General features: G+C 40.5%; 18 protein-coding genes. 16 read left to right on the top strand and 2 right to left on the bottom strand.

Annotated elements, in window-relative coordinates:
- Positions 1-33: 33 nt before the first annotated feature.
- From BM097_RS10385 to BM097_RS10375, 3 genes are read left to right on the top strand one after another with little or no spacing between them, the layout of a single operon-like run.
- Positions 34-1,560 carry a glycoside hydrolase family 43 protein gene (locus BM097_RS10385; RefSeq protein WP_090549084.1) on the top strand — a complete coding sequence of 509 codons (1,527 nt, stop codon included), beginning with the start codon at positions 34-36 and terminating at the stop codon, positions 1,558-1,560.
- A gap of 48 nt (positions 1,561-1,608) precedes the next feature.
- Entirely contained in the window at positions 1,609-2,556 is a 948-nt protein-coding gene (locus BM097_RS10380; protein WP_177197434.1) for a glycoside hydrolase family 43 protein, read from the top strand.
- A complete protein-coding gene (locus BM097_RS10375; RefSeq protein WP_242944695.1) occupies positions 2,528-2,797 on the top strand; it encodes a DUF6171 family protein in 270 nt (89 codons plus the stop codon). Before BM097_RS10380 ends, BM097_RS10375 begins: the two co-directional genes overlap by 29 nt.
- A 172-nt stretch (positions 2,798-2,969) precedes the next feature.
- Here BM097_RS10375 and BM097_RS10370 read toward each other — a convergent pair whose 3' ends face one another.
- Complete coding sequence (locus BM097_RS10370; protein WP_090549078.1) at positions 2,970-3,890, bottom strand: ArsR/SmtB family transcription factor; 921 nt, start codon at positions 3,888-3,890, stop codon at positions 2,970-2,972.
- A 404-nt stretch (positions 3,891-4,294) separates the two neighbouring features.
- Between BM097_RS10370 and BM097_RS10365 the strand changes: the two genes are divergently transcribed.
- From BM097_RS10365 to BM097_RS10325, 9 genes are all read left to right on the top strand, one after another.
- Positions 4,295-5,719 carry an ABC transporter substrate-binding protein gene (locus BM097_RS10365; protein WP_090549075.1) on the top strand — a complete coding sequence of 475 codons (1,425 nt, stop codon included), beginning with the start codon at positions 4,295-4,297 and terminating at the stop codon, positions 5,717-5,719.
- Positions 5,720-5,780: 61 nt separating this feature from the next.
- Positions 5,781-6,677 carry a carbohydrate ABC transporter permease gene (locus BM097_RS10360; RefSeq protein ID WP_036948544.1) on the top strand — a complete coding sequence of 299 codons (897 nt, stop codon included), beginning with the start codon at positions 5,781-5,783 and terminating at the stop codon, positions 6,675-6,677.
- Position 6,678: 1 nt separating this feature from the next.
- The gene (locus BM097_RS10355) at positions 6,679-7,548 is read left to right on the top strand and encodes a carbohydrate ABC transporter permease (protein WP_090549072.1); all 870 of its coding nucleotides are present in this window, start codon (positions 6,679-6,681) and stop codon (positions 7,546-7,548) included.
- 142 nt (positions 7,549-7,690) lie between these two features.
- Positions 7,691-9,211, top strand: a complete 1,521-nt coding sequence (locus BM097_RS10350) for an alpha-N-arabinofuranosidase (protein WP_090549070.1) — start codon at positions 7,691-7,693, stop codon at positions 9,209-9,211.
- 165 nt (positions 9,212-9,376) lie between these two features.
- Positions 9,377-10,264, top strand: a complete 888-nt coding sequence (locus BM097_RS10345; protein WP_090549066.1) for a DegV family protein — start codon at positions 9,377-9,379, stop codon at positions 10,262-10,264.
- Positions 10,265-10,267: 3 nt separating this feature from the next.
- Positions 10,268-10,840, top strand: coding sequence for a DUF308 domain-containing protein (locus BM097_RS10340; protein WP_090549063.1), 573 nt, complete (start codon positions 10,268-10,270; stop codon positions 10,838-10,840).
- A 1-nt stretch (position 10,841) separates the two neighbouring features.
- Positions 10,842-11,087: a hypothetical protein gene (locus BM097_RS10335; protein WP_090549060.1), complete on the top strand. Its 246-nt coding sequence runs from the start codon at positions 10,842-10,844 to the stop codon at positions 11,085-11,087.
- Positions 11,088-11,095: 8 nt separating this feature from the next.
- Positions 11,096-11,668, top strand: a complete 573-nt coding sequence (locus BM097_RS10330) for a TetR/AcrR family transcriptional regulator C-terminal domain-containing protein (protein WP_090549057.1) — start codon at positions 11,096-11,098, stop codon at positions 11,666-11,668.
- A 120-nt stretch (positions 11,669-11,788) separates the two neighbouring features.
- On the top strand, positions 11,789-12,373 hold the full coding sequence (locus tag BM097_RS10325) for a manganese efflux pump (protein WP_090549053.1): 585 nt from the start codon (positions 11,789-11,791) through the stop codon (positions 12,371-12,373).
- On the opposite strand, the gene BM097_RS10320 is transcribed toward BM097_RS10325, so the two are convergent.
- Positions 12,317-12,949 (bottom strand): hypothetical protein, encoded by a 633-nt coding sequence (locus tag BM097_RS10320; RefSeq protein ID WP_090549050.1) that lies wholly within the window; start codon positions 12,947-12,949, stop codon positions 12,317-12,319. The two genes, BM097_RS10325 and BM097_RS10320, sit on opposite strands and share 57 nt — an antisense overlap.
- Positions 12,950-13,129: 180 nt before the next feature.
- Between BM097_RS10320 and BM097_RS10315 the strand changes: the two genes are divergently transcribed.
- From BM097_RS10315 to BM097_RS10300, 4 genes are all read left to right on the top strand, one after another.
- Positions 13,130-14,827, top strand: a complete 1,698-nt coding sequence (locus BM097_RS10315; RefSeq protein WP_177197433.1) for a VanW family protein — start codon at positions 13,130-13,132, stop codon at positions 14,825-14,827.
- Between the two features lie 18 nt (positions 14,828-14,845).
- On the top strand, positions 14,846-15,844 hold the full coding sequence (locus BM097_RS10310; protein WP_090549041.1) for an AIR synthase family protein: 999 nt from the start codon (positions 14,846-14,848) through the stop codon (positions 15,842-15,844).
- Between the two features lie 199 nt (positions 15,845-16,043).
- Entirely contained in the window at positions 16,044-16,526 is a 483-nt protein-coding gene (locus BM097_RS10305) for an Lrp/AsnC family transcriptional regulator (protein WP_028243004.1), read from the top strand.
- Entirely contained in the window at positions 16,523-17,692 is a 1,170-nt protein-coding gene (locus BM097_RS10300; RefSeq protein ID WP_090549038.1) for a pyridoxal phosphate-dependent aminotransferase, read from the top strand. Before BM097_RS10305 ends, BM097_RS10300 begins: the two co-directional genes overlap by 4 nt.
- The last annotated feature ends 17 nt before the right edge of the window (positions 17,693-17,709 follow it).

The raw sequence follows: 17,709 nt of genomic DNA, 5'->3' as shown, positions 1-17,709 counted from the left end.
ATGCATTAGCAATAAGACAATAGGAGGAAAAGCATGAAAAGATTCTTTTCATGTGTTTTGGCTGTTTCTATGATGGGAAGTCTTGTGGCGTGTTCAGGCTCAGAATCTAAAAATTTTACAGTTAGCTATGACGACATTGCTACAGGCGATGTCTCTTCGGGCGTTTCTGTCCATGATCCATCCATTTTAGAAGTAGACGGAACATATTATATTTACGGTTCACATATGACAGCTGCTAAAAGTACTGATTTGCTTAATTGGGAGAGTATTGCAGATGGATATATGAAAACAAATCCAGTTTATGGTCAGATTTATGATGTGAAGGACAAGGCCTTCGCTTATTCTGGCTCAAAGGATAGTATTATCAAAACTGATGATGGTGGCACTCATGTATGGGCACCAGATGTGATTTATAACGAAACCACTGGTTTGTACTACATGTATTATTGCACTACCAGTACCTTCAATGCTTCAAATCTTTGCTTTGGCACAAGCACTTCGCCAGAGGGGCCATTTGAGTGGCAGGGAGCACTTATCTATTCAGGCTTTACCAGCAAAAATATTGATGCAACAGATGTGCTTGATTATGTAGATGAAGATTATGCCAAGAAGCATTACATCAAGGGTGGCGCCTATAATTACGAGGATTACCCAAATGCCATCGACCCAACAGTTTTCTATGATAAGGATGGCAGAATGTGGATGGTTTACGGCTCTTGGTCAGGAGGAATCTATCTGCTAGAGCTAGATCCTGAAACGGGACTTGTTATTCATCCTAAGGCGGATGAGGCAAATAATGTAGATGTCTACTTTGGTAAAAAGCTTTTAGGCGGCGGTCACATCTCTATTGAGGGACCATACATTATGTACGACGAGGCAACAGATTATTATTATCTGTTTGTTTCCTACGGCGGCCTTACCAGCAACGGTGGATACCAAATCAGAGTATTCCGTTCAAAGACAGTGGATGGAGAATATGTAGATATGAAGGGAGCGTTCCCTGAAAAGAGCGCATTGCATGAAAACTTTGGCTTGAAGCTTTCAGGAAACTACAAGCTACCTAGCCTGGATAAGGCTTATATGGCAACTGGCCATAATTCAGCATTTGTGGATAGTGATAATAAGGTATATGTGATTTATCACACCAGATTCAATGATGGTACAGAAAATCACTCACCACGAGTTCACCAAATGCTCATGAATGCAGAAGGCTGGCCATGTGAACTTCCATATCAGACTCAGGGGGAGACTGTTTCTGATACTGGATACGATAAGGCTGATGTGGTAGGCCGTTATTTTGTGGTTAATCAGGGTACAGATATTTCCAGCGATATTGCTAATCCAAGAATCATTTATCTTAATAAGGATGGTTCTGTGGAAGGAGTAGATGTGAAGGGAAGCTGGAGCATGACAGATGGCAGCTACTACATGAACATAACTATTGGAGATAAGGAATTCAGCGGAGTCTTTTGTGCTATGAAGGATGAGGCGGGCACAGATGTGTTTACCTTCTCAGCAGTGGGAGATAACGAGAGTCTTTGGGGAGTAAAATACAACTGATTTATAAGGTTGTATTTTGTAAATAATAAAGGAGAGTAGAGTATTAAAATGGACAAGAGTTTTGAATACAATAAACCATGGATTTTGCAGCGTGCAGATCCATACATATATAAGCACACAAATGGAAAATATTATTTTACAGCATCAGTGCCAGAATATGACAAAATTATCTTAAGATGCAGCGGAAGTCTTGAAGGCTTAAAGGATGCCAAGGAATTAGAAATTTGGCACAAGCATGAATCAGGCCCAATGTCAAAGCATATCTGGGCACCAGAGCTACACTATCTTTTTGGTAAATGGTACATCTATTATGCAGGTGGAGAGGAAGAGGATATTTGGAAAATCCGCCCATACGTACTTGAGTGCCAGGGTGATGACCCTATGCGTGACCCTTGGATTGAAAAGGGAAAAATGACCAGAGCTGACAGTGATGAATTTTCATTTGAAGCATTTTCTTTGGACGCAACTGTTTTTGAAAACCAAGGAAAGTGGTATTATATTTGGGCAGAGAAAACTGGTGTAGGCAAGCAGATATCTAATCTTTACATTGCACGTATGAAGAATGGTTACACTCTCGAAACAGATCAGGTATTACTTACAACCCCTGATTATGATTGGGAGCGTCATGGCTTTTGGGTTAATGAAGGCCCATCAGTGATTAAGCGTAATGGTAAGATTTTTATGACATATTCTGCCAGCGACACAGGCGTAAATTATTGCATGGGTATGCTTACTGCTGATGAAGACAGCGATTTACTTGATCCTTTATCATGGAAAAAGGAGCGCTACCCAGTACTTAAGTCCTCTGCAGAGCATGTAGTATACGGACCAGGTCACAATTCATTTACTGTTGATGAAGATGGAAACGACATCCTTGTATATCATGCCAGAACAGAAACTGAAATAGTAGGAGACCCACTTTACAATCCTAATCGCCATGCTATGCTTATGAAGTTCAAGTGGCAGGATGGAAGACCAGTATTTAGCTATGATTAATAATCGAGTATGTACCAGATGTTTGCTGAGAGATATGATTGATGCAGACACATCTATGATTGAGAAATACAAGGCGGCTTTAAAGGCAGAAGATATAGTCAGCGATGAAGAATATGAAAGCCGCCTGGATATATGCAAGGGCTGCGATAAGCTAAACGAAGGCACATGCATGGCATGTGGCTGTTACGTTGAGCTTCGCGCCACTGCCAAAGTATCCCGCTGCCCGAAAAAATTATGGTAAAAAAATAGCCTTCCCCCTCTGGGGTTGCTAGGCTCCAGTGGAGCCTGTTTAGCAACGACCGAGCCGGGAGGCGAGACAAGGTGGCTGCGTAGCAGACGGATGAGGGTTATCTCTACATACAGCCCTCATCAGTCACCTGCGGTGACAGCTTCTCCCAGAGGGGGAAGCCTTTTTATTTTACAGGACAATAGTTGATTGCTACACGTATATCCTGTCCATAATTACCGAAGGTCTTTCCGAAGAGTGTAACACCTCCAATGTGTTCAGCGTCATCCTCAACTGCAATTCTAAAATCAAGTGGCGCGCCCTGCGCAAGTTCTAAATCCTCGATGGTGATATCTGAAATCTGTAGACCATCAATGAAAGTTCCATGCTTATTTACAACTAAAAGCTTTAATAAGCCGTATTGATTCCAGTTAGGTGGGAACCAATCTGGTGTAAACATTCCGCGGATGTCTCCGCCAAAATCTCCAGGGCTGGTCCACATTCCAAGCTTTTTACCGTTAAGTGAAAATGATATATCGCTAGGCCAGTTATTATCAATGCCTGGTGCCTCAGATGAAATCTCGAAGGAGATGGAAATCTGAGTAATTTTGTTATTGCTAGGAATAAGGTTTGGAAGAGAGTATTCTACATATCCCTTTGTAAACCATAATATGTCTGCATTAAAGTGATCTGGATGGCTGAAGTATCTGCAGTCATCAATCTCGCCAATAACAGACTGGCTGTTAGCAAGACCGCAGGTTGGGCAAATTTCGTATTTAGAGAACTGGCCAACCTTAATATCAGTAGTAAATGCATTGTTAAGTTCTTCTGGTTTTTCAATTTCTACTACGATTTTGTCCTGGATTACAGAACATATTTTGGAATTGCCATGGCTGGCAGATTCATTAGATGTAGAAATAAGGCCGCATTCTTCTAATTTTTTAATGTGACCTGTTAGAGCGCCGTTTGAAAGCTTTAATTCAGTAGCAAGCTGATTCATGCTCATGTGGTCATTTTCTAATAGTATGTTTAAAATCTGGATTCGTACGTCAGAGCCTAAGGCTTTAAATAATTCAAGTCCATCATCCAGCGAAGTGATGTGAATCATGACACTGCTCCTTTTTAATTTATTCTAAAATATTCTTTTTTATTATAAATTTTCTTATATATGCTGTCAATAAAAGTAGTAAACGTTTAAGTAATATTATTTTAATAAAAAGTAAATTTATTGCTATTGTGATTTATTAAAATTGAGGATTTGTAGACTGATTGTTAAATATGACCAAAAATACTATGTCGAAATTGTGAAGAATAAAAGAATATCTGAAATACTTTAGAAAAACCTAAAATAATTATTGACTTATCTTTAGACCGATTTATAATAATTACATAATCGTTAAAGAACTTTTACAGAAGAGGTACAATTGGCTATCAAGCCTCTGTCAATTGTACTACAAAATAGGGGTTCTAAACAATTAAAAAACACATTTCTTTTTTACAAGGAGGAGAAGAATGAAGAAGAAATTGATTAGTGCATTACTTTGCACATCAATGGCAGCCAGTTTATTTGTTGGCTGCGGCGGCGCAGCATCAGAAGGTGGGGTAGATCCAGATGCAGCAGCCGATGAGACAGCTGAAGAATCAGCTGAGTCTGAAGTAGTAACAAATACTTTCGGTGATCCAAACGGTACACATCTTGAGATGTGGACATTCGTTGAGCTTCACGGTCAGCACTACGGTGTTATGGCAGAGGAGTGGAACAAGGAACACCCAGATAACACAATCGAAATTACATGTACAACATATCCTTATGGTGATATGCATACAAAGCTTCTTACAGCTCTTGAGGCTGGCACAGGTGCTCCAGATATCTGTGATGTAGAAGTTGGTCAGTTCCCTAACGTAGTTGAAGGTCTTGATCAGTGGCTCGTACCACTTAATGATTACGCTAAGGATTATCTTGATACAATGGTTCCTGCAAGAATGGAGACATATCAGGGTGAAGATGGTAACTACTATGGTGCTCCATACCATGTAGGTGCTACAGTAATGTATTACAACGTTGCTGCAATGTCTGAGGCAATGGGCCTTAGCCAGGATGAAGTAATTGCAAAGATTGATGCAGTTAAGACATGGAAAGATTACGAAGCTCTTGGTAATGAATACCTTACAGCTTTAGGAGATGATACAAAGTACTTTACATCAGTTGATACAGGCGGAGTTGATTGGCTCTGGATTGCAATGGCTGAGTACGGTGATGATTGGACAGGTGGATTCGATAATCCAGCAAACGTTCAGCTTGATTCAGTTAAGGAAATGCTTTCAATGCAGCAGTCTTGGTTAAAGTCAGGATTTGCTGAGGTTTCTCCAGATGGTCACGTTGACCTTGAAGCTGGTTTCCAGAATATTATGGATAGAAACATCGTTTCATTCCCTAAGGCAATGTGGTATATGTCACGTTTCACAAACTACATGCCTGATGAAAAGGGCAACTGGTACATTGCTAAGTGTCCAGTATTCAAAGAGGGACAGAAGTGCTCAGTTGGTGTAGGTGGTACAGGTACAGTTGTAACACAGCAGTCTGCTAACAAGGAGCTTGCAGCAGAGTTTACATGCTGGGCTAAGATGTCAGAAGCTGGTGAGCAGCATATCTGGGATACACTTGGATTTGATGTATGTAACACAGCTCTTTGGGGTGATGAAGCATTCGCTCATGATGATAACAACCAGTACAACCAGTTCTTTATCAACTATCCATACGATGTATTAAGCGATATCGGAATGGACAACATTGGTAAGATTTCAGTTGTATCTATCAGCCCAACAATCAACGAGTATCTCTGCACAACAACACTTAATGAAGTGCTTGAAGATCCAGACTACTCAATCGATGATGCCCTTCAGGAGGCACAAGACGCTATAGACATGGAGCAGTAATACGAAGGGTTGCCAGCCATTGGCAGGCAACCCTATTTTTAAAAATGGAGAAAGGTGCATTATGAAAATCAAGAACTTTTTATACTCTCAAAAGGTGGCACCATATGTATTTGTTTTACCTTTTATTTTAAGCTTTTTCATTTTCTGGGTTTACCCACTTATCACAGCTTTCACAATGAGTTTCCAGGATATTGGAGCAATTAAATCTGAATGGATTGGTTTTGCTAACTATGCAAAGCTTCTTAAGGATAATGTATTCCATATTGCTGTATGGAACAGTGTAAAATACATGTTCTTTACATTAGTACTTCTTATCCCATTTCCAATGCTTTTTGCAGTGCTTCTTGATAGCAACTTGGTAAAGGCAAAGGGCGTATGGAAAGCAATTCTTTACATGCCAGCATTAACATCAGTAGTTATTTCTGGTACTTTATTCCGCCTGATGTTTACAGAATATACAACAGGTCAGATGAACATGATTACAGCGGCTTTAGGCCTTGGAACATATAAATGGTTAAAGATGGGTTGGTCTGGTATGCTCGCCCTCTTAATCGTTGCCTGCTGGAGATGGACAGGTGTAAATATGCTCTATTTCCTTTCAGGTCTTAAATCAATCGATACTTCATTATATGAAGCTGCAGATATTGATGGTGCAACAGGCTGGCAGAAGTTCAAGTATGTAACACTTCCACTTCTTAAGCCTACAACAGTTTATGTCCTTACAATTTCAGTATACGCTGGTCTTGCAATGTTCCTTGAGTCATACATGTTATGGGCAGGAAATTCATCACCAAACAACATAGGTCTTACAATCGTAGGTTACTTATACAAGCGTGGTATTGAAAAGAACGATATGGGATACGCATGTGCAGTAGGTGTAGTACTTCTTGTGGTAGCACTTATTATCAACTTTGCACAGCTTATCGTAAATGGTACATTCAAGAAGGGAGAGGATTAATATGGCAAAGCAAAAGACTATGGCTAGCTCTCCTAAAAGAGTAGTAGGCACAGTACTTGGAACAGGATTTTTTGTTATCCTTTGTTTCATTATTATATTTCCTGTTTTTGCAGGTTTACTTGCATCATTCAGACCTGGTACAGAACTTATCCGTAGAGGACTTTCTGTAGATTTGAATGTTACTACAATGAATCTTAACAACTACAAATATTTATTCGGTGGCAATGCTGATAGTATTAAATATTTCATGTGGTACAAGAATTCGTTATTAATTACCATTATTTCGGTAGCGCTTACACTTATAATTTGTTATTTTGTTGCTTATGGATTAACAATGTATGAGTTCAGATTCAAGAATGCACTCTTCACAATAGTACTTGCAACAATGATGGTGCCTTTTGAAATTCTTATGCTTCCATTGTATAAGGAAATCATCGCACTTAAGCTTGTTGATACTTATGTAGGTGTTATTATCATCGGACTTTGTTCCGCATCAACAATTTTCTTCTTTAGACAGTACCTTTCAGGACTTCCAAAGGATTTGCTTGATGCAGCACGTATCGATGGATGTAGCGAATACGGTATCTCAGTAAGAATCATCCTTCCACTTGCAAAGCCAGCCTTTGCATCAATGGGTATTCTTAGCGCAATGGGTGCATGGAATGCTATTCTTTGGCCACTTCTTGTACTTAAGGGAGCAGAGAAGTTTACACTTCCAATCGGACTTAATACACTTTTAACACCATACGGCAACAACTATGATGTACTTATTGCAGGTTCGATGTTCGGAATTTTACCAATCTTTATAATCTTCCTCATCTTCCAGAAGTACATTATCGATGGAATGACAGCAGGTGCCGTAAAAGGATAAGGAGATTTTTTGCAAAACTTGATTTTGCAAAATGTCTCCCACGACGCACCCCATTGCCGGAGGCAATCTTAAATGGTGCGTCTTCCCGTAGACTGCCAAAAAGTAGTGGCTAGCCAATGAGCAAGACTATAAAGGAGAGAATATGGCAAAACTAGTAATTAACAACGAAAACAAAAAGAGCACAATTGCTCCAGAAATCTATGGACATTTTTCTGAGCATTTAGGACGCTGCATCTATGAGGGACTTTATGTTGGTGAAAACAGCGACATCCCTAATGTAAATGGTATGCGTACAGATGTAGTAGAAGCTCTTAAAGAGATGAAGGTACCAGTTCTTCGCTGGCCAGGCGGATGCTTCGCAGATGAGTATCACTGGATGGACGGAATTGGTCCAAAGGAAAATCGCAAGAAGATGATTAACACTCACTGGGGCGGTGTTGTAGAAGACAACAGCTTCGGTACACATGAGTTCTTCGAGCTTTGCAAGCAACTTGGATGTAAGACATACGTAAATGCGAATTTAGGCTCAGGTACTGTTCGCGAAATGAGCGAATGGGTAGAGTACATGACATTTAATGGTGTATCTCCAATGGCTGATCTTCGTAAGAAGAATGGTCACGAGGAGCCATGGGTAGTAGATTATCTTGGTGTTGGTAACGAAAACTGGGGCTGCGGCGGAAACATGCGTCCTCAGCACTATGCAGATGAGTACAGACGTTACCAGACTTATGTAAGAAACTACAATGGAAACAAGCCTATCGCAAAAATTGCTTGTGGTGCTAACGTAGATGATTATCACTGGACAAAGGAAGTACTTGATACTTGCTTCGACCACACACCTGCACAGTTCCACGGCTTTATGGATGGTCTTTCACTTCATTACTATACACTTCCTGAGACAGAGGACGACTGGAATATCAAGGGAAGTGCTACAGATTTCACAGAGGAAGTATTCTACCAAACACTTAAGCGTAGCTACTTCATGGAAGAGCTTATCAACAAGCATGGTGCAATCATGGATCAGTATGACCCAGAAAAGAAGATTGGCCTTATGATTGATGAGTGGGGAATCTGGACAGATGTAGAGCCAGGCACAAACCCAGGCTTCTTATATCAGCAGAACACAATGCGTGATGCGCTTGTAGCTGGTATGAACCTTAATATATTCAACAAGCATGCTGACAGAGTAAAGATGGCATGTATTGCACAGATGATTAACGTTCTCCAGTCTGTAATGCTTACAGATGGAGCTCAGATGATTAAAACCCCTACATATTATGTATTCAAGATGTTCCGTCACCACCAGGGCGCTACTCTTCTTGGCAGTGACTTACTTGAAAACGGTACAGTAGGAAGTGGTAAGAACGAGCTTCCTAAGGTATTCGAATCAGTATCTGAGGATGAGAACGGTGTTATCACAATTACTCTTACAAACAATTCACTTGAGCAGGCTGAAGATGTAGAAATTCAGCTTACAAAGGACGGTGGCTCATACAATGTTTGTGAGGCTGTATATGTTACAGGCGCAATGGCTGCACACAATACATTTGAGAATCCAGAAGTTGTAAAAGAGCAGGAATTCAAGGATTACTCAAAGACAGCTGAAGGCATCAAGGTTACACTTCCTAAGTGCTCAGTTGTTAGCATCCGCCTAAACAAGTAAATTTCTTTTTCATAAATCCTTCCATATAATATAATTCATAATGGGCCGGCAGATTTTCTGCTGGCCTATTGCCTTATTACTGTTTTAATTTGGAGAGGTTGAAGTGGCGGATACTTTGCGTTATACTCAAACGGGTTAAAAATTTTAGAAAGAATAGGAATAAATATGGGAGAATATATAATCAGTTGCTGTTCAACTGTAGATACTACAGAAGAATATTTGAAGGAAAAAAATCTTGAACACATCTGTTTTCATTATTATTTAGATGATGTGGCTTATACAGATGATTTATTCAAATCTATTTCTGCTAAGGATTTCTACCAGAAGATGGTAGATGGAGCCATGACAAGAACATCACAGGTTAATGCAGAAGAATTTGCTACATACTTTAGAGGCTTTCTTGAGAAGGGCTTGGACATTCTTCACTTAACATTATCAAGTGGTATTTCTGGTGTTATTAATTCTGCACGAATCGCAGCAAGTGAGCTTGCAGAGGAGTTTCCTGATAGAAAGATAGTTGTTATCGACAGCTTATCAGCATCAGCAGGCTATGCTCTTATAATGGATAAGCTTGCAAGCCTTCGTGATGAAGGAAAGAGCTTTGACGAGCTTGTTGATTGGACAAATGAACACATTCAGAATCAAAACACATGGTTCTTTACTACAGACCTTACCTTCTTCATCAGAGGAGGTAGAATTTCAAAGCTTTCTGGATGGTTTGGTACAGCACTTAATATCTGTCCACTTCTTAACATCAATGATGAAGGAAAGCTTATTCCAAGACAGAAATGTCGTGGTAAGAAGATGGTTAAAAAGGCTTGTCTTGCAGCTATCAAGGAGCGCGTGGAAAACGGTGCAGATTATGACCAGAACATGTTCATAACTCACTCAGTTTGTTATGAGGATGCCAAGGAAGTAGCAGAAATGCTTGAAGCGGCCTTCCCTAAAATGAAGGAAAAGGTTCGTATTTTCGATATTGGTCCTACTATTGGTGCACATACAGGTCCTGGTACAGTCGCTGTTGGTTTTTGGGGTAGCAAAAAGGAGAAGTAAATCATGAAAGATAAGATTAAAGAATTTAGACTAAACATTACAATCCCTGCAATATTTACTGTTATTGTTGGTGCGTTACTTCTGATTTATCCAGTGGAGAGTCTTGCTACAATTAGCAAAGTAATAGCAATAATAATTATTTTGTCTGGAATCTTTATTGTTATTAATCAGATTTTTGAAAGAGGCTTTGAAAATGGCCTTGGAATAGCTGTTGGCGTTATTGTTGCCATTGTTGGTGTATGGCTTTTTTATGATTCTGGCAAAATTATTAGCATTATACCTATTGCTATCGGCGTGATTTTGGTGATTCACGGCGTACAGGATTTAGGCCTTGCCATCGAAGCCACCCGCGCAAGGGCAGCAGGCTTTTGGATAAGCTACATTCTTGCGGCAGTTAATATTCTTTTTGGCGTAGTGTGTATCGGTGCTGCCTTTAAGGTAGTCAGCCTTGCAACACAGCTTATAGGTATCATGCTTATTTGGGATGGTATTACAGATTTTGGTATTGTTCACTCTGTTAGAAAGGCTACTGGTTCTGTTGTAGATGGAACCATCACCAGAGAGGAAGATATCTAAAATGAGACAAATGGAATTTAAAATGGAACGCACAGGCTTGCTAGAGGTAGGAGATGTGCTTCCAGTTACAGAATATGCCCTTTCTAACTCATATTATTATGTGTTAGGAAGGTCTTATGCTATGTCAGCAAATTATACCACTTTAGAGCGTGTCAAAACCCAAAACGGTAAGACAGAAGCAAAGGTAGTGGACATTAAAGAAACCCCGAAGGGATTCTATGTGACAGTTGAATATGAAGATTCTTGAGGAGAAATATGAATAATCAATCACAGAATGCTATAGATATTGTGCTTGCAGAGAGCTTGAAGGAACTGGCGGCTGTGAAGCCTATCGATAAAATCACTATTAAAGAAATAACAGACAAAGCTGGAGTGATTAGACCTACTTTTTATAATCATTTCCAGGATAAATATGAATTGTTGGAATGGATTACTGTAAATGAATTATTTGCACCAGTTGATCCATTACTTTCCAACGGAATGTTAAAGGAAGGGGTAACCTTCATTCTTACTACGATGGAGCGTGAGAAGGAGTTTTATAAGAGAGCAGCAGCTCTTGAGGGGCAGAATTCCTTTAATGAAATTTATAACAGATGCGTTGCAAAAGCTGTACTTAAGTACATCGATGTTGAAAGACTTGCAACCATGGCTGATTATAAATGGCTTAAGAAAGAGCTTGTGGCAGACTTTTTAGCACATTCCATAAGCTGGGTAACTATTCAATGGATTAAGCGAGGCATGAATGTGCCTGTTGAAGAACTGGCGGATGTTTACATCAAAATCTTCAGAAGTCCTATCATTGAGGTTATCACTAACGAAAAGCGATAATACAAATCTGGATTAATGTAGCTTTGAATCTAACAAGGTAACATATTTGAATATTTTAAGCAGATAGGTATTGAGCTATTATTATTAAGCAAAGTGTAAAAGAATGGAGTAAATATAAGTATGACTTGGTTGGAAAACCTGCTAATTATAGCAGGGATATTATTAGATGTTTTTGCAGCTATGGAAATACAGGGGGCAATGATTGCAAAGCTTAAAAAGAGAACAATTTTTGTTGCCAGTGTAGTTGTTGCGGCATCAGAATTGGTTTTTTATTTTGGCGGATATGCAGTCTGCAGATTATTAGCCATCAATGGATATATTGTTAATCCGGTTAAGCAGGGCGAAGTACTGGCTGTTATCGTCCTTGCACTTCTTGGAATTAGGCTTATATTAAAGGCTTTAAAAAGAGAATTTATACAGGAAAGACGACGTGAAGCACTGATTGTATTTGATTACATCAGAATCGTTATTGTTTCTAGCTTCTATACAACAGCTGCTGGTTGTGCCTGCGGACTTGTTGGAAATACTGTATGGCAGATAATTGCACTTATTCTGGCAATTTCTGTTTTAGTAGTATTAGGCGGCTTGTACACAGGAATGCACTTTGGCTTCGAGAAAAAGACTATTGCTTATATAGCAGGTGCCTTATTACTCTGGGCTGCTGGTGTAGAAATTTTCCTCAGTAGAGTTGTCGATCTTATTTAAAATTGAATCTTTCAATAGTAGATTACTATTTAAAATGCGCTCCCTGAGAAAGCCTAGCTTTTCTTGCTGTGAGCGCTTTTTGTATAAATTGGCTAGCATGATATAGCTTTCGCTAATATCAGTGCCTACACCGATGGCAAATTCCAAAACCTTAACGGCATCCTCCTCTTTGTCAGAAGAGATTAGTATTTTGGAATAGGAATTTAGCAAAATACACATTTTATCAAAATCTTCGCCGATTTGTGTCATTGTTTCAAAGTTTGGAACACCATAAGTTAGCTTTAAATCGGTGTTGGAAATCCCAGAAAGATTGAGAAGCTTGTGGGTGGATAATTCTATAAGTTCACTTTCTATTTCCATAACTTTTTCGTCATTACTAAAATTTAATGGAAATTTCTCTATTGGAATGGTAATATATCTTAGATTAGATATATCCATTGCTGGGGTAGCATTAGCGGCTTTTTCCTTAGCCCAGAATTCAGCTTCCTCCTGCTCTTGTTTAGCATCGAGGGTTTTGATTCTAATTGCTAACCAGATTAAAAATAATAAGACAAAAGGTAATATTGGGAAGCCCATAGTTGCTCCTTTACTTATGCGAGGTATTTTATGAAAAGATCAAAAAAACAACAGCTTATAGCTGGAATAATTTTAGTAATTGTTGTGGTTTGTATGGTATTTACCACATTTGCAAGTGCTTTAATTTAAGTTTATTTTAATAGATTAGCGATGTCAAATAATAATGAGGGCAAGAATATTATGAAAAAAAGATTTTTATCAATTATTATGTCTTTGACATTTGCGGGTACCCTTGTAGCTCCTACAAATGTCTATGCAGAGGAAGCAGGCGAAGCAGCCTCAGTCTCAGAAGAGGAGCTTGCTAATGAGGAAGCAGAAGCAGTTTCCGAGGATGAGGACAATCTACGAATCATTCCAAAAGGAATTTCAATAGCAGGTACATCTGTAGGCGGAATGACAGTAGCAGAGGCTAAAAGCGTGGTAGATGATTATTTCGCCCAGTATGATGATGTTTCCTTTACATTATCGGCCAATGGCCAGCAGATTAATGCAACTGGAGCAGACATTTGCATCGGAGCTAAAAATAGCGATGTAACCACCAAGGCAGCCAACTACGGCTCATACGGAAATTTTGCCGAAAGATTCAAGGCCAGCAAGGACTTAGAGGAAGGAAGAGGAAAGGACTTTGCTCTTTCTTTAGGAGTAGATAGAGCAGCACTTAACACCTATCTTTCATCAGCCTCTTCTCAGGTAAATGACGAGGCTAGCGATGATTATCTTACAAGGGAAAACGGACAGTTCGTATTCCACGAAGGTTCTTCCGGTGTAGTAGTGCAGGTGGATGAATCGGTTGATATCATTGCAGATTTCATAGAAAACGATTGGGACAAGCAGTCAGCTACTATCGAGCTTTCAACTATCGTTAAGGAGCCTAGAGGAAGCAAGGAAGAGCTCGCCGAAATCAAGGATTTACTTGGAAGCTTTAATACAGATTATAGTTCTTCATCTACAGCCAGAAAGAACAACGTTGCAAACGGTGTAGGCTTTATCAATGGAACTATCCTTTACCCAGGAGATGAATTTTCAGTTTTAAATACAATCACACCTTTCTCTGCAGAGAATGGATACATGCTTGCAGGTTCCTACGAAAACGGAACTACTGTTGAAACCTATGGCGGCGGTATCTGCCAGGTTTCTACCACACTTTATGGTGCTGTCAGAGAGGCAGAGCTTGGGATTGTTACACGTTCCTGCCACTCCATGATTGTTACCTATGTTCCACCTTCACAGGATGCAGCTATTGCTGAAAGTGGCGGCAAGGATTTCCAAATCCGTAACAACAAGAATTACCCTATTTATATAGAAGGCTATTGTGACGGAAACAAGGCCTACTTCAATATCTATGGTAAGGAAGAGGATGACCCGGCACACAGTGTAAAATACGAAACAGAAATCACTGGTGTAAACGTGCAGAATACACAGTGGGTGGCAGATCCAAATGTACCACTTGGCAAGATGACAACTACTGTTGGCGGTCATACAGGCTATTCGGCTCGTCTTTGGAAAATCGTTTACGAGAATGGCGAGGAAGTAAGCCGCGAGGTATATAATAATAGTAAATACAATCCATCTAACAGAATGGTTACAGTAGGTATTGCATCAGAAGACCCAAATCTTTCCTATGCGATGCTTCAGGCAGTCAACACTCAGGACGTAACAACTATTGCAAACGCAATTGCAACCTACGCTCCAGGAGTTGCCAATTCAACACCATTTGTTATTACACCTAAGTACAAGGTGACAAATCCACCTGAAAATGCTCAGGATGGTGCCGCACCAGCTACACCGGAAACACCAACTCCAGCACCGGATGCTACAACACAGCCAGTGCCAGAGGAGATTCCAGCACCACAGGCAACAGGAGACACAGCTAACTAGTTTTTTAGGATAATATTTATGGAAATCGGAAAATTAAAGGAGAGTGTTCTTAAACGCTCGGTTATTAAACAATTACACGTTAAAAGACCAGAAGTTGGCAATGGTCCTAGCATTGGCGAGGATTGTGCCACTCTTCAGGTAGGACCTGATGAAGAAATCGTAATGTCCACAGATCCTATCACAGGCACAGCTTCTGATATTGGAGAGCTTGCAGTTACTGTTTCAATCAACGATTTGGCCAGTGCAGGAGCAGAACCAATTGGCATTTTGCTTACAGTTTTGCTCACTCCTAGGATGAGGGAGGCCAAACTCAAGGCGATTATGGAGCAGGTTGATAATGCCTGCAAGAGATACAACGTCCAGGTTATGGGCGGCCACACCGAGGTTACAGAGGCAGTCAATCAGCCACTTATTTCTGTAACAGCAGTTGGTAAGGTTAAAAAGGGTTGCATGGTTTCCACTGGCGGCGCTAAGCCTGACATGGATATCGTGCTTACCAAATGGATTGGCCTTGAAGGCACATCCATCATTGCAAAAGACCACGAAGAGGAGCTTCTTACCAGATTGCCTCAAAGCCTTATAGATACAGCCAAGGGCTTTGACCAGTACTTAAGCGTTCTCCCAGAAAGCCGCATTGCAGTAGAGCATGGGGTAGCAGCTATGCATGATGTTACCGAAGGCGGTATCTTCGGTGCATTATGGGAAATGGCAGAAGCCTCTGGAGTAGGAGTTGATGTAGATTTAAAGGCCATCCCTGTTAAGCAGGAAACAATAGAGGTGTGCGAGTTCTTTGGAATCAATCCATACGAACTCATATCATCAGGCTCTATGCTGATAGCCACAAACGATGGCAATGGACTTGTTAGAAAATTGCGTGATGCGGGGGTAGCATCCGCCATTATCGGAAAGTCCAACTCTTCAAACGATAAGTGCGTCATCAGTGGCGACGAGGTCCGCTTCCTCGAACCACCAAAAGCCGACGCACTCTATTCCGTACCAAACGTAGAACGAAAATAAAGTATTTATGTAAACTAAGCCTGCTAGATGGAGGCTGAATATATTGCCATGAGCCCGTGGAGTAACGTCAGCACTTAGTGAGCGCAGAGCGCGAGCTTAGTACTGCTACGTTACGTATAGAGCGAGAGCGTGGCGAATGGAAATATATTTAGACTTCATATAGCAGGCGTAGGCTAGAGAAAGATTAAGGGGTGAAAAAATGAGAGAGAAGATTTTAACTTATATTGAGCATAACAGTAAGATTGATTTAGAGGACTTGGCAATGATGCTTGGCTGCGACCAGGCCACAGTAGTGAACGAGCTGGAGGCTATGGAAAGCGAGCATATCATTTGCGGTTATCCTACTCTTATTAATTGGGAGAAGGCCAGCGTTGAAAAGGTTTCAGCTCTTATTGAGGTTCGCGTTACACCTCAGCGTGGCATGGGATTTGATAAGGTTGCAGAGCGCATCTACAATTATCCAGAGGTAGATGCAGTTTATCTTATTTCAGGAAGCTATGATTTCATGGTTTCAATTGAAGGTCATACACTTAGAGAGGTTGCAGATTTTGTTTCTGCAAAGCTTTCTCCACTTGATTCAGTGCTTTCAACACAGACAAACTTCGTCCTTAAGAAATACAAGGATCACGGCATCATTATGGCAGAAAAGCACGTTGATGAGAGGGAGAAGGTGAGTCTATGAGAAATCCTTTAAATCATACTATTACAGAGATAAAGCCTTCTGGCATCAGAAAGTTTTTTGATATTGTGGCAGAAATGCCAGATGCTATTTCACTTGGTGTAGGTGAGCCAGATTTTGATACACCATGGAAGGTTAGAGACGAAGCAATCTATTCATTGGAAAGAGGCCGCACCTTCTATACATCTAACTCAGGATTGAAGGAGCTTAGAGTAGAGATTGCAGATTTTTTAAAGCGTCACTATAATTTGGATTATAATCCACTTACAGAGATGCTTATGACAGTAGGTGGTTCAGAGGGTATTGATATTGCTCTTCGTGCCATGCTTGATGTAGGAGATGAGGTTCTTATTCCTCAGCCTTGCTATGTAAGCTACGAACCATGTACAATACTTGCTGGTGGTGTGCCAGTTCCAATCAACCTTAAGGAAGAAAATGAATTCAGACTTAAGCCAGAGGAATTAGAGGCAGCAATCACCGATAAAACAAAGATTTTAATCATGCCTTTCCCTAATAACCCTACAGGAGCTGTTATGGAAAAGGAAGATTTAGAGCCAATCGTAGAGCTTGTTAAAAAGTACGATTTGTTTGTGCTTACAGATGAAATCTATGGAGAGCTTACCTATACAGGGGAGGGGCATGTTTCAATTGCCAGCTTCCCAGGTATGAAGGAGCGCACCATCTACATCAATGGTTTTTCAAAGAGTCATGCCATGACAGGATGGAGACTTGGTTATGTTTGTGCTCCAGAAATTATAGTAAAGCAGATGACAAAGATTCATCAGTTTGCTATTATGTGTGCACCTACTACCAGTCAGTACGCTGCAGTAACAGCTATCCGTGACTGCGATGAGGATGTAGCTCACATGCGAGAGGAATATAATGACAGACGTCGTTATCTCCTTAATCGCTTTAAGAAAATGGGAATCAAATGCTTCGAACCATACGGAGCCTTCTACATTTTCCCATCCATCACAGAATTCGGAATGACTTCCGAAGAATTCTGTACACGCCTCCTTCGTGAGAAAGAGGTTGCCGTGGTTCCAGGAACAGCCTTCGGTGAAAGCGGAGAGGGCAACGTACGTATTTCCTACGCATACTCCCTTGAAAGCCTAAAGCGCGCTATGGACCGCATCGAAGAATTTGTCGACGAACTACGTAAATCGTAGGCTGAGCACAAAATCAG

Origin of the sequence: Pseudobutyrivibrio sp. OR37 (assembly GCF_900113655.1) — a bacterium.
Classification (GTDB): domain Bacteria; phylum Bacillota; class Clostridia; order Lachnospirales; family Lachnospiraceae; genus Pseudobutyrivibrio.
Note: the sequence above shows the minus strand (reverse complement) of the source record. Positions and strands in the feature narration are given on the sequence as shown.